The sequence below is a fragment of the Ruminiclostridium cellobioparum subsp. termitidis CT1112 genome (assembly GCF_000350485.1).
Lineage (GTDB): Bacteria > Bacillota > Clostridia > Acetivibrionales > DSM-1351 > Ruminiclostridium > Ruminiclostridium termitidis.
On record NZ_AORV01000025.1, the window covers coordinates 120,534 to 137,324 of the forward strand.

16 protein-coding genes are annotated in these 16,791 nt (G+C 38.6%); 7 read left to right on the top strand and 9 right to left on the bottom strand.

Features of this window, described 5'->3' with window-relative positions; translation table 11 throughout:
- Window positions 1–105: 105 nt before the first annotated feature.
- The 3 genes from CTER_RS07060 to CTER_RS07070 form a co-directional block, all read right to left on the bottom strand.
- A complete protein-coding gene (locus CTER_RS07060) occupies window positions 106–393 on the bottom strand; it encodes a CD3324 family protein (protein ID WP_004624686.1) in 288 nt (95 codons plus the stop codon).
- 605 nt (window positions 394–998) lie between these two features.
- On the bottom strand, window positions 999–3,782 hold the full coding sequence (locus tag CTER_RS07065; RefSeq protein WP_004624602.1) for a glycoside hydrolase family 3 protein: 2,784 nt from the start codon (window positions 3,780–3,782) through the stop codon (window positions 999–1,001).
- A 191-nt stretch (window positions 3,783–3,973) separates the two neighbouring features.
- Window positions 3,974–4,177 carry a hypothetical protein gene (locus CTER_RS07070; protein WP_004624624.1) on the bottom strand — a complete coding sequence of 68 codons (204 nt, stop codon included), beginning with the start codon at window positions 4,175–4,177 and terminating at the stop codon, window positions 3,974–3,976.
- A 110-nt stretch (window positions 4,178–4,287) separates the two neighbouring features.
- On the opposite strand from CTER_RS07070, the gene CTER_RS28525 reads away from it, so the two are divergent.
- A complete protein-coding gene (locus CTER_RS28525; RefSeq protein WP_004624712.1) occupies window positions 4,288–4,596 on the top strand; it encodes a hypothetical protein in 309 nt (102 codons plus the stop codon).
- A gap of 129 nt (window positions 4,597–4,725) precedes the next feature.
- Window positions 4,726–5,028, top strand: a complete 303-nt coding sequence (locus CTER_RS07080; protein WP_242834942.1) for a transposase — start codon at window positions 4,726–4,728, stop codon at window positions 5,026–5,028.
- Between the two features lie 331 nt (window positions 5,029–5,359).
- Here CTER_RS07080 and CTER_RS07085 read toward each other — a convergent pair whose 3' ends face one another.
- A complete protein-coding gene (locus tag CTER_RS07085; protein ID WP_004624652.1) occupies window positions 5,360–5,701 on the bottom strand; it encodes a LytR/AlgR family response regulator transcription factor in 342 nt (113 codons plus the stop codon).
- A gap of 286 nt (window positions 5,702–5,987) precedes the next feature.
- Between CTER_RS07085 and CTER_RS07090 the strand changes: the two genes are divergently transcribed.
- From CTER_RS07090 to CTER_RS29250, 5 genes are all read left to right on the top strand, one after another.
- Window positions 5,988–6,485 (top strand): hypothetical protein, encoded by a 498-nt coding sequence (locus CTER_RS07090; protein WP_004624610.1) that lies wholly within the window; start codon window positions 5,988–5,990, stop codon window positions 6,483–6,485.
- A gap of 90 nt (window positions 6,486–6,575) precedes the next feature.
- A complete protein-coding gene (locus CTER_RS07095) occupies window positions 6,576–7,430 on the top strand; it encodes a hypothetical protein (RefSeq protein WP_004624571.1) in 855 nt (284 codons plus the stop codon).
- 73 nt (window positions 7,431–7,503) lie between these two features.
- Window positions 7,504–8,247 carry a hypothetical protein gene (locus CTER_RS07100; protein ID WP_131469383.1) on the top strand — a complete coding sequence of 248 codons (744 nt, stop codon included), beginning with the start codon at window positions 7,504–7,506 and terminating at the stop codon, window positions 8,245–8,247.
- Between the two features lie 183 nt (window positions 8,248–8,430).
- Window positions 8,431–8,634 carry a DDE-type integrase/transposase/recombinase gene (locus CTER_RS29245; RefSeq protein WP_165585949.1) on the top strand — a complete coding sequence of 68 codons (204 nt, stop codon included), beginning with the start codon at window positions 8,431–8,433 and terminating at the stop codon, window positions 8,632–8,634.
- A gap of 39 nt (window positions 8,635–8,673) precedes the next feature.
- Window positions 8,674–8,790, top strand: coding sequence for an IS3 family transposase (locus CTER_RS29250; protein ID WP_083908935.1), 117 nt, complete (start codon window positions 8,674–8,676; stop codon window positions 8,788–8,790).
- A 142-nt stretch (window positions 8,791–8,932) separates the two neighbouring features.
- On the opposite strand, the gene CTER_RS07105 is transcribed toward CTER_RS29250, so the two are convergent.
- The 5 genes from CTER_RS07105 to CTER_RS07125 form a co-directional block, all read right to left on the bottom strand.
- Window positions 8,933–10,498, bottom strand: a complete 1,566-nt coding sequence (locus CTER_RS07105; RefSeq protein WP_004624546.1) for an extracellular solute-binding protein — start codon at window positions 10,496–10,498, stop codon at window positions 8,933–8,935.
- A 56-nt stretch (window positions 10,499–10,554) separates the two neighbouring features.
- Window positions 10,555–11,418, bottom strand: a complete 864-nt coding sequence (locus CTER_RS07110) for a carbohydrate ABC transporter permease (RefSeq protein WP_004624663.1) — start codon at window positions 11,416–11,418, stop codon at window positions 10,555–10,557.
- Window positions 11,419–11,433: 15 nt separating this feature from the next.
- Window positions 11,434–12,384: an ABC transporter permease gene (locus tag CTER_RS07115; protein ID WP_004624616.1), complete on the bottom strand. Its 951-nt coding sequence runs from the start codon at window positions 12,382–12,384 to the stop codon at window positions 11,434–11,436.
- A 374-nt stretch (window positions 12,385–12,758) separates the two neighbouring features.
- Complete coding sequence (locus tag CTER_RS07120; protein ID WP_004624707.1) at window positions 12,759–14,276, bottom strand: extracellular solute-binding protein; 1,518 nt, start codon at window positions 14,274–14,276, stop codon at window positions 12,759–12,761.
- A gap of 83 nt (window positions 14,277–14,359) precedes the next feature.
- The gene (locus CTER_RS07125; RefSeq protein ID WP_004624623.1) at window positions 14,360–16,717 is read right to left on the bottom strand and encodes an AraC family transcriptional regulator; all 2,358 of its coding nucleotides are present in this window, start codon (window positions 16,715–16,717) and stop codon (window positions 14,360–14,362) included.
- Window positions 16,718–16,791: the final 74 nt, after the last annotated feature.

A 16,791-nucleotide genomic window follows, 5' to 3' on the forward strand; every position in this document is an offset into this window, starting at 1 on the left:
ACTTGTGATGAGCCGTACAAATTTCTGGCATGTACTTTGTGAGCAATCCATTTATTGAAGTTTGTATGGGAGCACTATTACAATATTTTTTCATGTGTATTTCAATTATTTTAGTTTCAAAACATCCCCTCTATTTTGTATTATCTTTTTAATGCTGTACTCGGAAAGGTGATATCTGTCGGCAATATCCTCCTTGCTGACACCGCTTTTATAAAGCATTATGATTTCATTATTCCTTATAATGTATTTCTCCCTGGTTCCGTTTGCTTCTCCCCAGCCGGCCCTTGGTGAGTCATCACCCGGGACATATATCATTTCCCCTCTGACATATTGCTGAAGTTCTTTTAACAGGCACTCAGGAAGAATTGTTTTGGCATTTTTATATTTTAACAAGAAAATTCACTCCTTAATATCGGTATTAACCGTTACAAAAAAACCGCAGAGAACAACCCCTGCGGACATGAAAAAAGTACGATAACCATACCGTACTTTAGCTTTAATAAATAATCGGTTTTAGGGTTATTACAAGTTGTTGACGCAAAAGGCATACAAAACAAACCAATAAATAATTGGTATTCGGAACAGCTATGCCTTTCACATGTATTCAGTTATATAAAGGCCACCTCATTATCAAATAAACTCATCATTTCAACACTCCCCTTTCACCAGAATTTTCAGAACAACAAATAGTTATTCCTACTTTTATTTTATTATGTGACCCGGTTGGCAGTCAAGATAAAGAACTGCTATAACCATTTATGATCAAGGGCTCAAAAAAAGGGCGCTCAACCCTTTCAGGCCGAACACCCCGGGCCGTCAAACGGCGGCCACCTCCATTATAGTCTTCAACGCAAACCACTCCTTTCATATAGGATTCGGTTCCGGATACCGTTGCACACAAATGTGTACAATCACATTATAACCCTTGAAACAAACGGTCTCAAGCCACTATTCAGCTATAGTCAAATTCTATCTTAAAAGTTGCCGGCGCAAACACCCTATTCCCTTTTACAGGTTATCTTAAGCTCACCCAATTCCATACCGCTCTGACCGAAAAACAGTCTCAGGTAGGCACATTTGCTTCTATAAGGGCCTATTTCCAGAGAACTGTCTATCCATTCCCCGTTTGCCGACCCATTAATAGTGACTATCTTTATCAGATGCTGATTTATAAATATCGACATAGGCAGCTGTGCAAGTTCAGAAGAGATAGCTCTTATTTTGAAATTCAGAGTATAGATACAATGCTCTGTGAGTTCAAGTCCGAACATTGCGTCAGAGCCCCTGTCGGTATTAACATTTGAGACATCAATAACCAACTGGTCGCCTACCGGAATACAGCTGAGACCGGATGTTGACTTTTCTTCCGGCTCAGTCTGCCATATATCAGCAGTCTCTTCCTCTGAAAGCCTTCCAAGATACCTGTCCATAACAGGAAGTTTCATAAGTGCCCTGCATATGTTTCCAGCGGCTCTTTGAAGCTCTCCGCGGGTAACCATACTCCGTTCCAGGCCTTCCAGCGTATTGTCCCTGCCGCTGTTGGTCAGGGAATCACTAACAACCATATATACATCATTCTGTCCTCTTATCATGGCGGCAGTATTGTCCAGGCGTCCATCCCCTCCCTCATCATTGATCTTTGCCCACCAATCGGTCATGACTAATCCGTCAAATCCCCATTCCTGCCGGAGCACAGTGGTTAGAAGATCATAGTTTCCGGCCGTCCACAGCCCATTTAAGGACCCGTAGGTGGACATGACCAGAAAGGCCTGCCCTTCATCAACCGCAATCTTGAAACCTTTTAAATAAATCTCCCGGAGTGCCCTTTCCGAGATGACGGAATCTATAAAGCTGCGCCTGAACTCCTGATTATTGGCAGCGAAGTGCTTGATGGTTCCAGTGGCTCCGTGACGGTGCATGCCGCGCAGCTGTGCTGCTGCCATTTTTCCCGTCAGAAGGGGGTCCTCTGAAAAATATTCGAAGTTTCTTCCGTTCAGAGGATTCCTGTGTATGTTCATACCGGGTCCAAGCAGTGTATCGATCTGATTTTTTCGTAGCTCAAGACCCAGCATTTCAAATAATTCTTCTATCAGCCCTGTATTAAAGGTGGCTGCCGCCGCAGTTCCATTGGGCAGGCTGAAGGCATGGGTCCCGCAGTCCATACGTATGCCTGAAGGGCCATCTGCACAGCACCCCACCGGAATTCCGAATTTCCGCAGGCTTTCGGTTACACCCCCAAACGCGGCAGCAGTTCCGGGCGTCACTTTTGGAGAGCACATACCTTCCCCGCGGACCATGCATGCCAGATCCTCATCTGAAAGCTGGCTCAGGAAATCATCCATGGCTGCCTTCCGGTCATATACCGACTCCAGCCTGATTCCCCGGTCCCCTTTATAAGGTACTCCGTCAGGGCGGTTGATTTTAATTCTTTCAGTTAAATTAATGGTGCGAAGCGGTACCGCTTCCTCCGCCCTTGCAATTTCGCTGCCGGTATCAATCCCATCAGCTGTCCCAACAGCTTTCAGCCTTTTAAAGGGTTTTACGGGAGCCAGGGCTTCCTGAAGCCGTTCGGTTACAACTGTTTCATCTATCTCAAAGCTTCCTGCCGGGCCGGCACTCCTGACGTCACTTCCGGCATATATAACATATTTTCCCGCTTCCAGGACATAACATGACTTGTATCCGGTGCAGCCGCCATCATCATAGGAGGCCATATCTTTCTTGAGGAGGGTGAAGCTTAGCAGTTCCCTCTCTCCCGGCTGCAGCAGCTTTGTCTTTTCAAAGGCAGCAAGGCTTCTGACAGGCTTTCCCAGCTTTCCCTGGGGGGCAGATACAAATATCTGTATAACTTCCTTGCCTGCCGTTCCTCCCCTGTTGGTCACCTCTACAGAAAGAGAAACCTTTTCCTCACCGACTTCAAAGCTTGTGATCCCTGCGGCGAATTCGGTATAGGACAGCCCAAAGCCAAAGGGATACAGTACCCTGTCTTTCGCAAAGGTTTCAAAATACCGGTAGCCCACGTATATATCCTCGGCATAGAAAACCTCATCAGCATCTCCAAAATTTCCGGTAGAAGGGTAATCCGAAATATCGCCGGCAATGGTATCCGGGAGCTTCCCGCTGGGATTTATCCTGCCTGTCAGCACATCCACAGCCCCGTTTCCGCCTTCCATTCCGCCCTGCCATACATAGAGCACTGCCTGCGGATCATACTTGTCTACCCATTTCATGTCAAGGATGTTGCCCACATTCAGCACAACTGCAGTACGCTTAAAATGCCGGCACACCTTTTGCAGCATTTCCTCTTCAAGGTCACTGAGCAGGTAGCTTCCCTTTTCAGCTTTATTATCCTGGTCTTCCCCGGCGGTACGTCCGATTATAACTATGGCAATATCCGAGCGTTTTGCCGCGGCTTCCACTATTTCATCCGTCAGTGGCATTTCCTGCTGTGACCAGGGTTCCTGGCCCCAGCCCTTTCCCTGGTCGAAAGGCTGCTCAGTAACCCATTTTTCATATATATCCAGCAGTTCCCCATCTATGGTAATATCCTCGCAGGCCTTTAAAGCATCCAAAATGCCTGTGACATATTTTGTGTTAACCATTCCTCCCGAGCCTGTTCCGCTTTTGTAATAATTGAACTGTATCCTGCCAAAGACAGAAACTGTTTCACCGCTTTTTACAGGCAATGCCTGTGCGTCATTTTTTAATAAAACCGAACTTTCTGCGGATACCGCCCTTCCGAGAGCAGCATATTTTTTCATATCCAGCGTATATTTTCCCATGTTTTTCCTCTCCATACGGCACGTATATAACAACAAACCGACAGTATTAAACGCAAGTACAAACAGATATATTATACTGAAATTACTCCGGAATTGATAGTGGGTGAGGGCACATTTACGCCAGGTTTGATTTTAAGCGGTTGTGATGTAATATGTTGGAATAGGAATTTAAAAAAATAAAACGCTACCGGTCAGATAGCTTTTGTCTTGTCATTTAAAACTTGGATTTTCATATCATGGTATGTAATTTGTTCTTTAATAGTTGCTGCTTCATCAATGATCATGTCCAACTTTTGATGTGTAACCTTGCCTTCAGCTTTTAAAGCATTAATATCGGCCTCGAGTTTATCCAGCTTTCCCAGCTTATCAAGTATGAGGTTCAATGTTTCTTCCATGATTGCATCCCTCCGGAGAATTATTATATCATGCGTTAATATCATAATTCCATACTTATTGCGATATTTTATTTACAGGTTTAAAATGGTATATATAGGAGGTAACAGACATGAACAGAATTAAAAGAATAATCCTGGGCTTATTGGCCGCATTGCTTTTACTTACCGCAGCACCGATTTCAGCCGACAATCACATTTACAATCCGGAAGCGCAAACAGCCAATATATCAAGTTCCCTGCAGACCGACCGATTGGCGTCAAGCAATAAGAAATCGGTAACCGTTTACATAACAAAAACCGGTGAAAAATATCACCGTTCGAACTGCAGGTATCTTAAAAAAAGTAAAATTTCAATAAGTTTAAGCGATGCCAAAAAGGACGGCTATACTGCATGCAAGGTGTGTAAACCGCCAAAATAGGGAAACCGAAGTCCAAAATGACTTCTTCTTCACGCAAGTCAATTACCACCAGCACAGTGAAGTTATAAAAGAAAAGTAGACAAGGATTATAAACCACCTTGCCTACTTTTCTTTTATAATTAATTACAGGTGTGTGAGATTATTGGAATTGGTAAAGGTACTAGAAGAAGAAATTGGACTTATGAAGAAGAATTACGAATAGTACAACGTTATTTATATGCATATTCAGGCATCAAACGTCTAGCGAAAGAAGAAAATATGGATTATAATCTATTAAATCATTGGGTTCATAAATATCTAGATAATGGTGAAGATGGCCTAAAACCTAAGGGTCATCCAGGGAATAAATTTGCAGCTATACATACTAGTTCTGATTTACCTGAAATCGAACAATTAAGACTTACTGTCGCTAAGCAGGGAAATAAAAATTGAAAGTTTAAAAAAAGAATACCTGGAGATATCAGGGCACTCACACCACTTATATGTACACATCAACCCATATGGCAATTTTGACCTCAATATGAACGAAAGACTTTTAAATTGATATTGCTATACAATTACCTTTACTTTTCAGTACATGACACGGCTGCTCCCATTACCCCATTTTACAGAAAAAAAGAACTACTCCTATGCTTATGAAAGAATCAGAGAGTAGTCTTTATACATAATCAGTTATCTATTCTTTACTTTCAGTATTACCAGAACCTTCCTTCTTGTTCTGAAACTGGGGTATGTATATATTTAACCAGTTGAACCTTTAATACTAGATTATTGAAATTTTTTCTTTTAGATTTTTTAGATTTTTTTGGGTTATATAAACCTGATTTTTAATATCCTTGAAACTAATGTTATAAGTCTTATTATTAAACTTACTGATACAATCTATCTTATTTAAATTAATAATAAAGCTTTTATGGCATCTGAAAAAGTTTGAGCTGTTATTAGATAATAGTTCATTCAAATAATTTAAAGATGATACTGCTAATTCAATGCTAGAATCTATAGTAAATGCAATAATTTTATTTCCTACCGTTGAGAAGTAATATATTTCGTTTAAATCAATTTTTTTTAAGCAATTTCTATCCTTAACAAATAATTGTTTCATTTATTTCCTCCTTGTAAATGGTATATCTTCAAAATTATATCATTTATTGTCTGAAAAAAATTGTCAGAATAAGGTGAAACTGCTTTAATCTCATGTACTAGGTCCTATATTGGATGTTAACCCAATATAGGACCTAGTTTTTATACATAAAGCCCTTTTTATACCAATATATACCTATAATGAATTACCAGTATTTCTTTTTGATGATAATAAGTGTACATTAGATTTGTAGCTACGGGCATACCTGCAAGATAAAATAAGAAAAAATGTAAAGGAGATTTTTATTATGAAAAAATTAAAAAGAATTTGTATTAGTATGGGAATATTCTGTTTAATAAGTACCATGTTATTTTCTGTTGCATTTGCACAAAGCATAGATTCCAACACAAGTAGAGGCAATATAATTATTAATGACTCCCAATCCACAGACTCTAAATTGGCGACTAGTGATTCTAAAGTTACTCCACTTGATGTTGTAATAGGAGGAACGTGTGAATTGATATTAGTACCAATAGGTAATTTATACTGTGATGCTGATTGGACGGTTGCTAGTACAATGGCATTATCTCGTGTAAGTCCGGTTGTTACATGGGGAGATGGTACTAAACAAACTACTACAGTATATGGTGGAATATTACTAAAACTATATGGATCATTTCAAAGAAGGTTTCCAGCACCAATAACAACTAATGCTACTCTGACAGGTACAGCTTTATTAAATAATGAATATACAGCTACTTTAGCACCGTATACCCCTCCTGCTTCTGTAAATGTATACCGCTAGTCTAGAATTTAAGATTGTAAAAAATTAATAGAATCCTTCTACAGATATTATATCTGATAGAAGGATTCTAAATTAAAAGGAATTTTTAATATGTTAAGAAAATTAAAATTGACTTTCATGCATTACATTGTAGTCTTTACAGTGGTATTTATTATTGGAACAATAATTTCTTTTTATACAACTAGAAACACTGCAGTAAAAATATTAGAATCCCATCCTGAGTTTAATGTCTTCTACTGGTTATCTCCTGAGTTTTGTGTAATTCAAACAGGTAATTTTATACTACTTTGTGGTGGGATTTTTGCTTGTATTTTTGGCACCATTTTACCTAGTGAGAAAAATAATTTTTTACTACAAATTTTTAGTACAATGAAAAAACTATTAATTGGAAACTTTATTTTTTGGGTTACATCAATATTGACATCATTCATTTTGGAAGAACTTACAATATCTTATGTACGTAATATTAATATAAGTAAAGATATTTTATTTCATTCTTTAAAAATGTTTATAGCAGTGTATATCTTTTTGTCATTTTGGGGAATGATTGGGTATGGATTAAAATTAACTTTTTCCAACATCCCTATAGCATTAATTTTAGGAACATCAATTCAACTTTTAGAGATTTATGTTATTTTCTTTTATTTAAAATCCACCTTTTTAAAATTTCTTCCGACAGCATTAAGTAGGCAGATAGTTGTATACCAATTTCCATTTTGGGAATTAGATTCTTGGGCAAATGTAAAGTCAGTGATTCCTTTTGCTAGTGCTCCATTAATTATGGATAAATCATTACAATTAGTAAAAATTAATTATATTTGGATATTTTGCTTTTTAATTTGGTATCTTCTTTTAGTTTATTTCAAACCAATGTATAAATACGTATTATATAATTTACAAAAAAAAGAAAACTCTGTTATAATTAGTGATAGAAAAAGTTTTTGAACGGGAGGGAAAACTCACGCTTATTAAGTACAATAATAGAATTCTTCCAGATCTTAAGGACGAACAAAATATATTGAACCAAAGTATTTTAAAATGTAAACATATAAATTATATGAATTTTTTTCACAAAATTGATTCTAAAGGTATTTTAGTTTCAAATAGTGAAATACAATTTATGGTCGCGATGTTATATTGTTACAATGACAATTCGCTTCGGATTCAGTATACACCACCAGCTAATTTAGGTAATATAGAAATCTTAACACTACCTACAGTACAAGCTTTAACAAGCATTTTCAAAGATGTCACGGTTTTAACAGACGGCCAAGGAATACTACAATTTTATTTAACTGGACTTTTACCAGAATGTGAAAAAGCTTTTACTGTATTATGGAATAATAACATAATAGACAAATCTATAATAGACTGTTTTAAAGGAAAAAACATAATAAATGTAGTCGATCCAGGATCTTCACCTATTATTTTTGAGTTAGTAGATAAAAACTATTCTTTTGATGAGATGAAGATATGTTCACACATATTAAGTAATCACTTTTTATCATTTTTATTTACCCAATGTATAAGAAATGATATGTACTTAGTAGTCCCATTAAAGGGATGGAATATTAATGAAATTGATAAGTGCGAATATTTTAATATGCTAACTCGTATCTTTCAAAACGTCTGGTTTTGTGGTTATGGAGATAAATGGATTAGTGATAATATTATTGTTTATCAACCTTATAAACATATAATTGCTCAATTTTCGCACTTGGATAGAAGTGGGTTCAGTAGTAATACTTTATTAAATGAATAAAGGTATAGTGTTATGCGTAGTGAGTATTAAAAGCTAAAATATCACTAATTTTAATATTCTATTGAATGTATCCGACTGTCGATCAAAATTTATTGAAGATAAGACAGAATAATATTTTGTATGAATGGACTTATATTTTAGACATCTTTAATAACGAAATTTTTTCTCATCATATTTCAACACGTGAAAGGTGATAAGGTTCCATACTATCAATGTCTTGAAGATTTAAAAGAAAAAGTAAAGGAACAGAAAGAACCCATCGTTTTGCACACGGACCAGGGATCAGTCTATTCCTCAAAAGCCTTTATCGAAGCTCCTAAAAATTATAACATAATTCATTCTATGTCACGAGTGGGAACTCCAACAGATAATCTATTGAATCAATAAATGGCTGGATAAAGGCAGAAATATATTGGAGAGGAAAAAATGGATTTTCCTAAATTTTTAAATAACTACGTCAATTATTTTAATAGTGAGCGGCCAGCTTATGCATTAGGGTACTTAAGCCCTGTTCGGTATAGAGCCAAACAAGACTTTTCCTAAGGTGGTTATTAAATCAGCCAACATTGACTTTACAACTTCACATAGCTTGTGGTTTTCTATACAACAAAACAACAAAACTCAAGGCTCCGAGCACCTTGAGTTTTGTTGTTTCTCTTTTATTTGTGTGTGTAATAACTATATCCTATTTAATATTATTTTTTGCCACAAAATCGTCTATCTGCTTCTGTGTATCATCTAATATCCTCTGAATACCGGCAGCCTTAAGGTTTTTAACAACCTTGTCATAGTCCTCACCTTTCTGCTTTGCACCGAAGAACAACGGAATCACTTCATCGGTCATAACCTTTTCTACTGCCGCCTTTTCAGCCTTTACATTTTCACTTGAGTATGAGAAGGTCGAAAGAGGTGCTGTCTCAGGCTTTAAGCTGTTCCAGAAATCCAATGCCTGTGTATATGCAGGTGAATCTGTCGTCCAGGTTCTCAGGTAAGGGAAATGCATTGTAAACCAGGGTGTAGGATTGTATCTGTCTTTAGGATCGGTGCCTTCCGGAACCTCCGCCTTTTCCCCGTTAAGTTTGTAGGTCTTTCCTTCAATACCCAGCATGTACATGTCATAATTCTTCTGGTCTTTTCTCAGCCAGTTCATAAACATTACTGCCCTGTCAGGATTTTTACTGGTTGAGGATATCATGCCGAAATTGTTAACCGGACCTATATTTATCCATTTTCCGCCCTTATTAATTATTGCCAGTTCAACCTCACCGTTTGGTACGTTCTTTTTGAGCTGGTTTTCACGGTCATTTATATTATAAAGGTCACCACCCATGGAAGCAGCTTTACCGGCGATGAATTTGCCGTCGCGGTCCTTGTCGGAGAGGAAATCCTTCTCAAACCAGCCATTGTTATAGGCCTTTATATCCTCTTTCCATATTTCCTTGAACAAATCGGTCTCTACATAGTTTTCCACCTTCAGAGGTCTCTTGTCCTGATCCACATACAGATAACTCATGTTATCTCCGCCAAAGGTAAATATCGAATGTCCGATTTTACCTGCGTCACAAACAACCGCGGAGGACAGGTCACCGCCAAGACACGGTATGACATCGGGTTCATTTTTAGCAATTGTATCAAGGAACTGCTCATATGTTGCAAGACTTGTTATCTCAGGAAGATTGTACTTTTCCCTAAGGTCTTTGCGGACCAGGAAACCTCTTCCCATTTCAGTCATTGCGTAAACTGCCGGTATGCCGTATATCTTCCCGTCAACAGTCAGAGAATCCCACAGGTTCTGCGGTATCTGCTGCTTCAGATCGGGACCGTATTTATCAAGGAGGTCATTTATGGAAATACACTGTTTTCTTGCAATATTGCCTGAAAGTTCTCCGAAAAAGCTGAGGAAAATATCGAATTCCTCTCCGGCAGATGCTTTCAGCTTGACCTGGCTTACGTAATCTCCCCAGGGTATGTAGTTAACTTTAAGATTGATATTCAGTTCATCTTTTGTCGCGTTATTTATTGCTTCCAGTACTTCATCCTGCTGCTTGGGTCTGTCTCCTGCCACGTAAATCGTAACAGGTACTTCCTGCAGTTTTGCGGCCGAGTTATCTGCCGATGCCGAGGATGCTGCCGACTGACCTGAAGAGGCCGCTGACTGTTCTGCCGAGGTATCTTTTCCGCAGCCTGCAAGAGTGGTTAAAAGCATTGTTAATGCCATAGCCAGACACAATAATTTAATTACCTTCTTCATTTTTTCAACTCTCCTTTAAATTAAATTTATGCCAACCGGATTTCTCCGGATTAAGCCTAACCTTTAACTGCGCCTATAGTTATACCTTTTATAAAGTATTTTTGTACAAAGGGGTAAACCAGCATTATGGGACCGATTGTTACAATAACCGTAGCCATTTTAGTGGATTCCGCCGGGATTTCCGATACATTTGCATTCATTGCCGCCTGACCTACGTAAGAGACTCTCATTAAGATCATTCTAAGCAGGTATTGAAGCGGATAAAGCTTGGTATCATTTATGAGCAGCAGTGCCAGATTCCACTCGTTCCAGTAATTCAAGGCATAAAAAAGAGTAATTGTTGCTATTCCCGGAGCTGCCAGTCTCATTACTATGCTGCGGTAGATCCTGAATTCACCGGCTCCGTCAATCTTGGCCGATTCAATGACCGCATCCGGCAGACCTCTGAAAAAGTTCAGGATCAGAAACATGAAAAACGGATTGAACAACATTGGCAGTATAAGACCCAGGATATTGTCCTTCAGGTGGAGCTTGAGCAAAACCATATAAAAGGGTACCAAACCCCCTGAAAAAATCATTGGGATGTATACAATCATATTCAGGACATTGCGGTATTTTAAACTCTTCCTTGACAGTGCATAACCCAGCATTGAGGTAATCAATACAGAGATAATAGTGCCTGCAACGGTTACAATTATCGATATCCTGTAAGCATCAAATACAACCGATCCTTCAAATAACAGCCGGTATGCACCCAGTGACCACTTCTCTGGAATAAGTCTGAAGCCGTTTTTTGCAATGCTGCTCTCATCCGAGAAAGAGACAGCCAGTACGACCAGAAAAGGAAACAGCGTTAATATTGATACTACTGCCAGAAATATTGTATTGGTTATTCTGAAAAGACTAAATCGTTTATCCATCCTGTATTTTCCTTTCTAAAACAATCCCATGGTGTCGTCATATTTTTTTACTAGCTTGTTGAATACCACTACCGTAATAAAACCGCAGACCGACTGGAAAAGCCCCACAGCCGTTCCGGTGCTGAAATCACCGTTATTTCTCATAGCTCTGAATATATAGGTATCTATGATGTCTGTGGTTTGATTTAAAATGCCGTTATCACCTATAATTGAATAAATCATGCCGAAATTGCCGTAAAATACTTTTCCCAATGCCAATAGAAGCATTAATACGATGGTGGGGATCAACTGCGGAAGTGTAATTCTGAATATTTCATCAAATTTTGAAGCCCCATCGATCCTGGCTGATTCATATAACTCATTATTTATTGAAACAATGGCCGCAAGATATATAACAACGTTATAACCGAAGGATTGCCAGGTATTTATGACAGTCAGTATCCCTCTCCACAGACGGGGTTCGTTGTACCAGGTGACCGTCGAAAAACCCATACTCTTGAGCAGCATGTTAAGCGCACCGAATTTATCATTAAGAAAGCTGTATACCAATGCGGATATGATTACCCACGAGAGAAAATACGGAAAAAACATTGACGACTGTAATACTCTCCTTACAAGGCTGTTTGTTATTTCATTAAGCAGGATTGCTATTGTAACCGAAACAATAAGACCTGTTACTATGAATAAAATATTGAGATATAATGTAGTAAATAACAAATTCCCCGCATAGGGAGATTTGAAAAAAATCTCAAAATATTTAAAGCCGACGAATGGACTGTGCCAGATTCCATCCTGAAAGTTGTAATCTCTGAATGCTATTTGAATTCCCAGCATGGGATAATAGCTGAAAATCAGCAGAAAGGCTATTCCCGGCAGTGCCATGAGATATAATGCCCTGTTTTGAAAAAGCTCAAATAGTATACCATGTTTCAGTTTTTTATTTATCAGCACCTTTTCATGATACAAATTATCATTCCCCCTAAATTAAATGTAATTGTCTTTTTAAAAAATTTTGTTACTGTGGCTGGCAAATTCATCATAAAATCCCGGCAGCTTTTTGTATATAATAACTATTTTGAGTTTTGCAAATTATTTAAAATTTGTGCATATTGACTTTTTATAAATTTATAAATCTCTTGGATTTGATTTTTTTTATAAAATTATAATTTTTTATAAAAACGTGAAGCAAGCCTTATACAAGACTTTCATGGCATAGCTGTAATTTGGGAGACAAAAAAAAGATACCCTTTCGGGTATTCTTCGGTGAGACTTTGCAATATTTAACTTGATTTACCTGATATTTTCCTGGATTGTTTACTATGCTTTCTTTAATTTACAGCTTATTTATTCCTCAAATGTTTATCTATCTGTTTTTGAGTATCCTCTATGATCTTTTCAATTCCCGCTTTGTCAAGCTCCTCCAGAAATTTCTGATACTCCGCCTCACTGCTGATTATTCCCGTATTGAGCGGACGCCCCGTTTCCTCTACCAGTCTTTGGACTGCAAGAGATTCCGCTTTTACATTGTCACATGAAAAGGCAAAGGATGCCAGCGGCGAAGTCTCAGGCTTGAGCTCTTTCCAAAAATCAAGGGCATTTTTATATTCTTCCGGGTCGGAAGTCCAGGTGCGGAGATACGGGAAATGCATTGTAAACCAGGGTGTGGGATTATACCGGTCAACAGGATTGATCCCGTCGGGTACCTGAACCTCTTCACCCACCAGGTTATAGGTTTTTCCTTCTATGCCCAGCATCAGCATATCATAATTCTCCTGGCTCTGCCTCAGCCAGTTAAGAAACATAATTGCCCTTTCGGGATGTTTTCCGTTGGAGGAAAGCATTGCGTAATTATTTACCGGCGTCAGGTTTATCCATTTGCCCTCTTTATTAAAAATCGCCAGCTCTATCCTGCCTTCGGGAACATTTTTGGAAAGCTGATTCTGCCTTTCTACAATATTGTACAGGTCTCCCGCCATTGCCGCGGCCTGTCCGGTTACAAACTTATAATCCCTGCTGGTATCGGATAAAATATCCTTTTCAAACCAGCCTTTTTCATAGGCTTTAATATTCTCTTTCCAGATCCTTTTGAAAACAGAGGTCTTAAAGTAGTTCTCCACCTTGTATTTTCCGCTGTCAATATCAATGTACATATATCCCAGGGCATCATTGCCAAAAATATATACCTCATGCCCTAAAAAATCCTTATCGTTTGCTATGATTCCAAGACTGTCGGCAAGGATGGGTATCATATCCTTCTCATTTTTTGAAATGGTTTCAAGGTAATTTTCCAGAGTACTCTGGTTTTCAACTTTGGGCAGATTATATTTCTCCCTCAGGTCTTTTCTTATCAGTATGCTCCTTCCCATACCGGCCCTTGCATAAACCGACGGAACACCGTATATTTGACCGTTTACAGTAACACTGTCCCACAAATCAGGGGGAATCTGTTTTTTCAAATCCTCTCCGTATTGGTCAATCAATCCGTTCAGCGGAATACATTGTTTCCTTGCTATACTTGAGGCCAGCTGGGACGCAAAATTAAGGCAGATATCATACTCTTCTCCCGATATGGACTTTAACCGCATCTGGTCTATATAATCCCCCCAGGGTATATAGTTTATGGTTAAGTCAATATTCAAGGTATCCCTGGTCTTCTCACTTATTACTTTACAGACTTCATCCTGCTGTGCGGGCTTTTCTCCCGCAACATAAACTGAAAGGGGATATCTCTCAAGCTCTTGCTGTTTTACTCCCTGACTCTGCACCTTATCCGATTCTCCGCATGACATTAAAGAACTGAAAGAAACAATAATCAAAATAATTATAAGAAACTTACAGGCAATAATTTTTAATTTCATAGCCTTCTCCCACTCCCTGTTTTATACCATATCATTAGAAAATCTGTCGTCTGAAAATATCTTCTTGAACATCGAAGCAAACGTTACAGGGGATTTTTAAATTGACCTCTGTACTGGTTTGGAGTTATTCCGTTCCACTTTCTGAAGGTTGCGGTAAAATATGATTGATTTGAAAAGCCTACCTGAGCTGCGATATCATTTACCGAGAGGTTATTTTTCTCCAGAAGTTCCTTTGCCCTGTTCATACGAAGCTCTATTATATATTCATTTACAGATTTGCCTACAAAGTCGCTGAAAATCTTACCGAAATATCCGGGAGTAAGACTGACCATGTCCGACAGCATTTCAGAGGAAATATCCGTTCTCAGATAATTGGTACGTATATATTCCAGCACTCTTTCTATCATATCCTTCTGCCTGTTATCCTTCTTTTGTTCGAGCCTGTGAATTATTCCGCAGCAATAAGATTCCAGCCACTCCTTTGCAGCCTCCAGAGTATCACTTTTGTTTAAATTGGAGTAAATATTATTGAAATCCAGTTCTTCCTCTGCAGGGTTCAAAATACAGCCTACAGCCGTCATAATATCCAGAACCAGCTGATTGATGGTCAGTCTGATAAAATCATACTGGCAGGCGCCTATGAGTTTTACAAGCTCCTCCAGGCCCAGTTTCACCTGTTTTTCGTCACATACCTTGATGGACTGGATAATTTTTTTACGGTTTTTGTCCAGCGCCACAGAATTATCCTTTATGCCTGGTTTTACAAGAGTATTGTCCAGGACACAGTTATACCCGTAAATAAATCTGTATTTCAGCAGATTGAGTGCATTGGCGTATGAAAGTCCGACATCCTCCAGGATGCTTACAAGCATACCCTTTGCAGCACTGAGGGTAATATCCAGCTCATCCCCGATTTGTTTCTGACAGGCCTTGATACATGTATTCAGCTGTTCATCATACTCTTCTGTGCGCCTGATATTGAGCATTAAGGCAAACATATCCTCCTCCAGATCCACCAACTCCATTCCGGAAAACTTATTAAAAGAGGCCCTGATGATTTTATCCGCAACATCCTTCTTTTCAGCAATTTCAATTTTGTTTTCTATACCTTTGAGCGCCAGATATCCATCTATGCTGAATAATACAACACAGGTCTTTTCCTGCACGATATTAATCCCCAGTTCTTTTACCTTGGTTGACACATCACTGGAAGAGAAATGGCCTGACAGCATTTCGGTCAGAAACATTTTTCTGAGCATTGGAATATTCTGCTGTATGGAATTTTCAAGTTCATTCGATTTTTTAATTATATTGGTAAAAGCATTTGACAGGTACTCAACCTCATTATAGGTTCTCCGTCTCCTGTTTTCCTTATATTCACTTTTCAGATGCCATTCAACGGTTCTTACAAGTCTTCCGAAGGGGAGGTAAACATTATATGCGGCCAGGCCTGCAACTATGATACATATGATTCCTATGAATACACAGATCAGAATAATTGAATTTTTAAGGTTTTGGACTTCCTGAAGCAGTATTTGATAATCATACCTGTTGACAAACAAAAAGGGTATTTTTGAAGACATATTGTAAGTTATCAGGTATTTCTTACCCTCATCGTCACTGATCATATATCCGCTTTTTTTATCCGATTCAAGTACTTTTTTTATATATTGCCTGTCCGATATGTTTTTGCTGAAATACCCGTAATCAGAGTCGCATATGACTTCTCCTCCCTTGTCCAGGAGGAAAATACTGCTGCTGGGGGAAGTGTACTGCCGGGTAAAAGCTTTCTGTATATAATCGGCGTTTAAATTTATAATGACTACGCTGTCCAGCAGTCCGTTGCCCTTTATGTCACTTTTTATATAGTCCTGGGATGAGTCTACAAAAATAAAGGTAATGATCTTTTCATTTGTTTTGCTGCCATTGGGAGACTTGTTGGTGTAGCTCAGCGGAATGAATTTCAACTTGTTGCCTTCCTTGTAGTCCACAGTCATTTTCTTCATTTCGGCATCCAGCGAGTTCAGACCGGAGGAACCCAGGCTGCTGGTAAACTGCTTTGTTTCGCTGTTGTAGACATATATGGAATGTATCATTGGATTGCTGCTTTTCACCTGATAGAGCTTTCTTGTGGCCTTATACTTTATTAATTCATCTGTAGCACCGTTACGGTACATTGAATCAACTATATCGCTGTCACTTATAAGCTGCAAGCCTATTGAATACACCTGGTCCCTTATAAGTTCAAGCTGATTCATGTTCTGTGCCAGATTTTCTTCTATATTTTTCCTTATACCCTCGACGGTAGCCTTTGAAAACCGCTGGTACAGTACACCTGCAATCAGCGAAGTGGACAAAATCACTATAATAAAGAATGATATGAGCATTTTAGTCAATGTTTTACTGACAACCAGTCTGTTATTCCTGCTAAAGCCAAGCATATTAACCTCCATGAGCCACATTCGTGGCCACAAAATGTTATGTAAGTGATTATCCCTTATCGCAATGTGGCGAA

Coding starts and splice junctions, on each gene's coding strand:
- CTER_RS29250 (WP_083908935.1), top strand. CDS start 8,674: ATGGATTTTCCTAAATTTTTAAATAACTACGTCAATTATTTTAATAGT.
- CTER_RS07105 (WP_004624546.1), bottom strand. CDS start 10,498: ATGAAGAAGGTAATTAAATTATTGTGTCTGGCTATGGCATTAACAATG.
- CTER_RS07090 (WP_004624610.1), top strand. CDS start 5,988: ATGAAAAAATTAAAAAGAATTTGTATTAGTATGGGAATATTCTGTTTA.
- CTER_RS28525 (WP_004624712.1), top strand. CDS start 4,288: ATGAACAGAATTAAAAGAATAATCCTGGGCTTATTGGCCGCATTGCTT.
- CTER_RS07120 (WP_004624707.1), bottom strand. CDS start 14,276: ATGAAATTAAAAATTATTGCCTGTAAGTTTCTTATAATTATTTTGATT.
- CTER_RS07065 (WP_004624602.1), bottom strand. CDS start 3,782: ATGGGAAAATATACGCTGGATATGAAAAAATATGCTGCTCTCGGAAGG.
- CTER_RS07095 (WP_004624571.1), top strand. CDS start 6,576: ATGTTAAGAAAATTAAAATTGACTTTCATGCATTACATTGTAGTCTTT.
- CTER_RS07125 (WP_004624623.1), bottom strand. CDS start 16,717: ATGCTTGGCTTTAGCAGGAATAACAGACTGGTTGTCAGTAAAACATTG.
- CTER_RS07085 (WP_004624652.1), bottom strand. CDS start 5,701: ATGAAACAATTATTTGTTAAGGATAGAAATTGCTTAAAAAAAATTGAT.
- CTER_RS07070 (WP_004624624.1), bottom strand. CDS start 4,177: ATGGAAGAAACATTGAACCTCATACTTGATAAGCTGGGAAAGCTGGAT.
- CTER_RS07110 (WP_004624663.1), bottom strand. CDS start 11,418: ATGGATAAACGATTTAGTCTTTTCAGAATAACCAATACAATATTTCTG.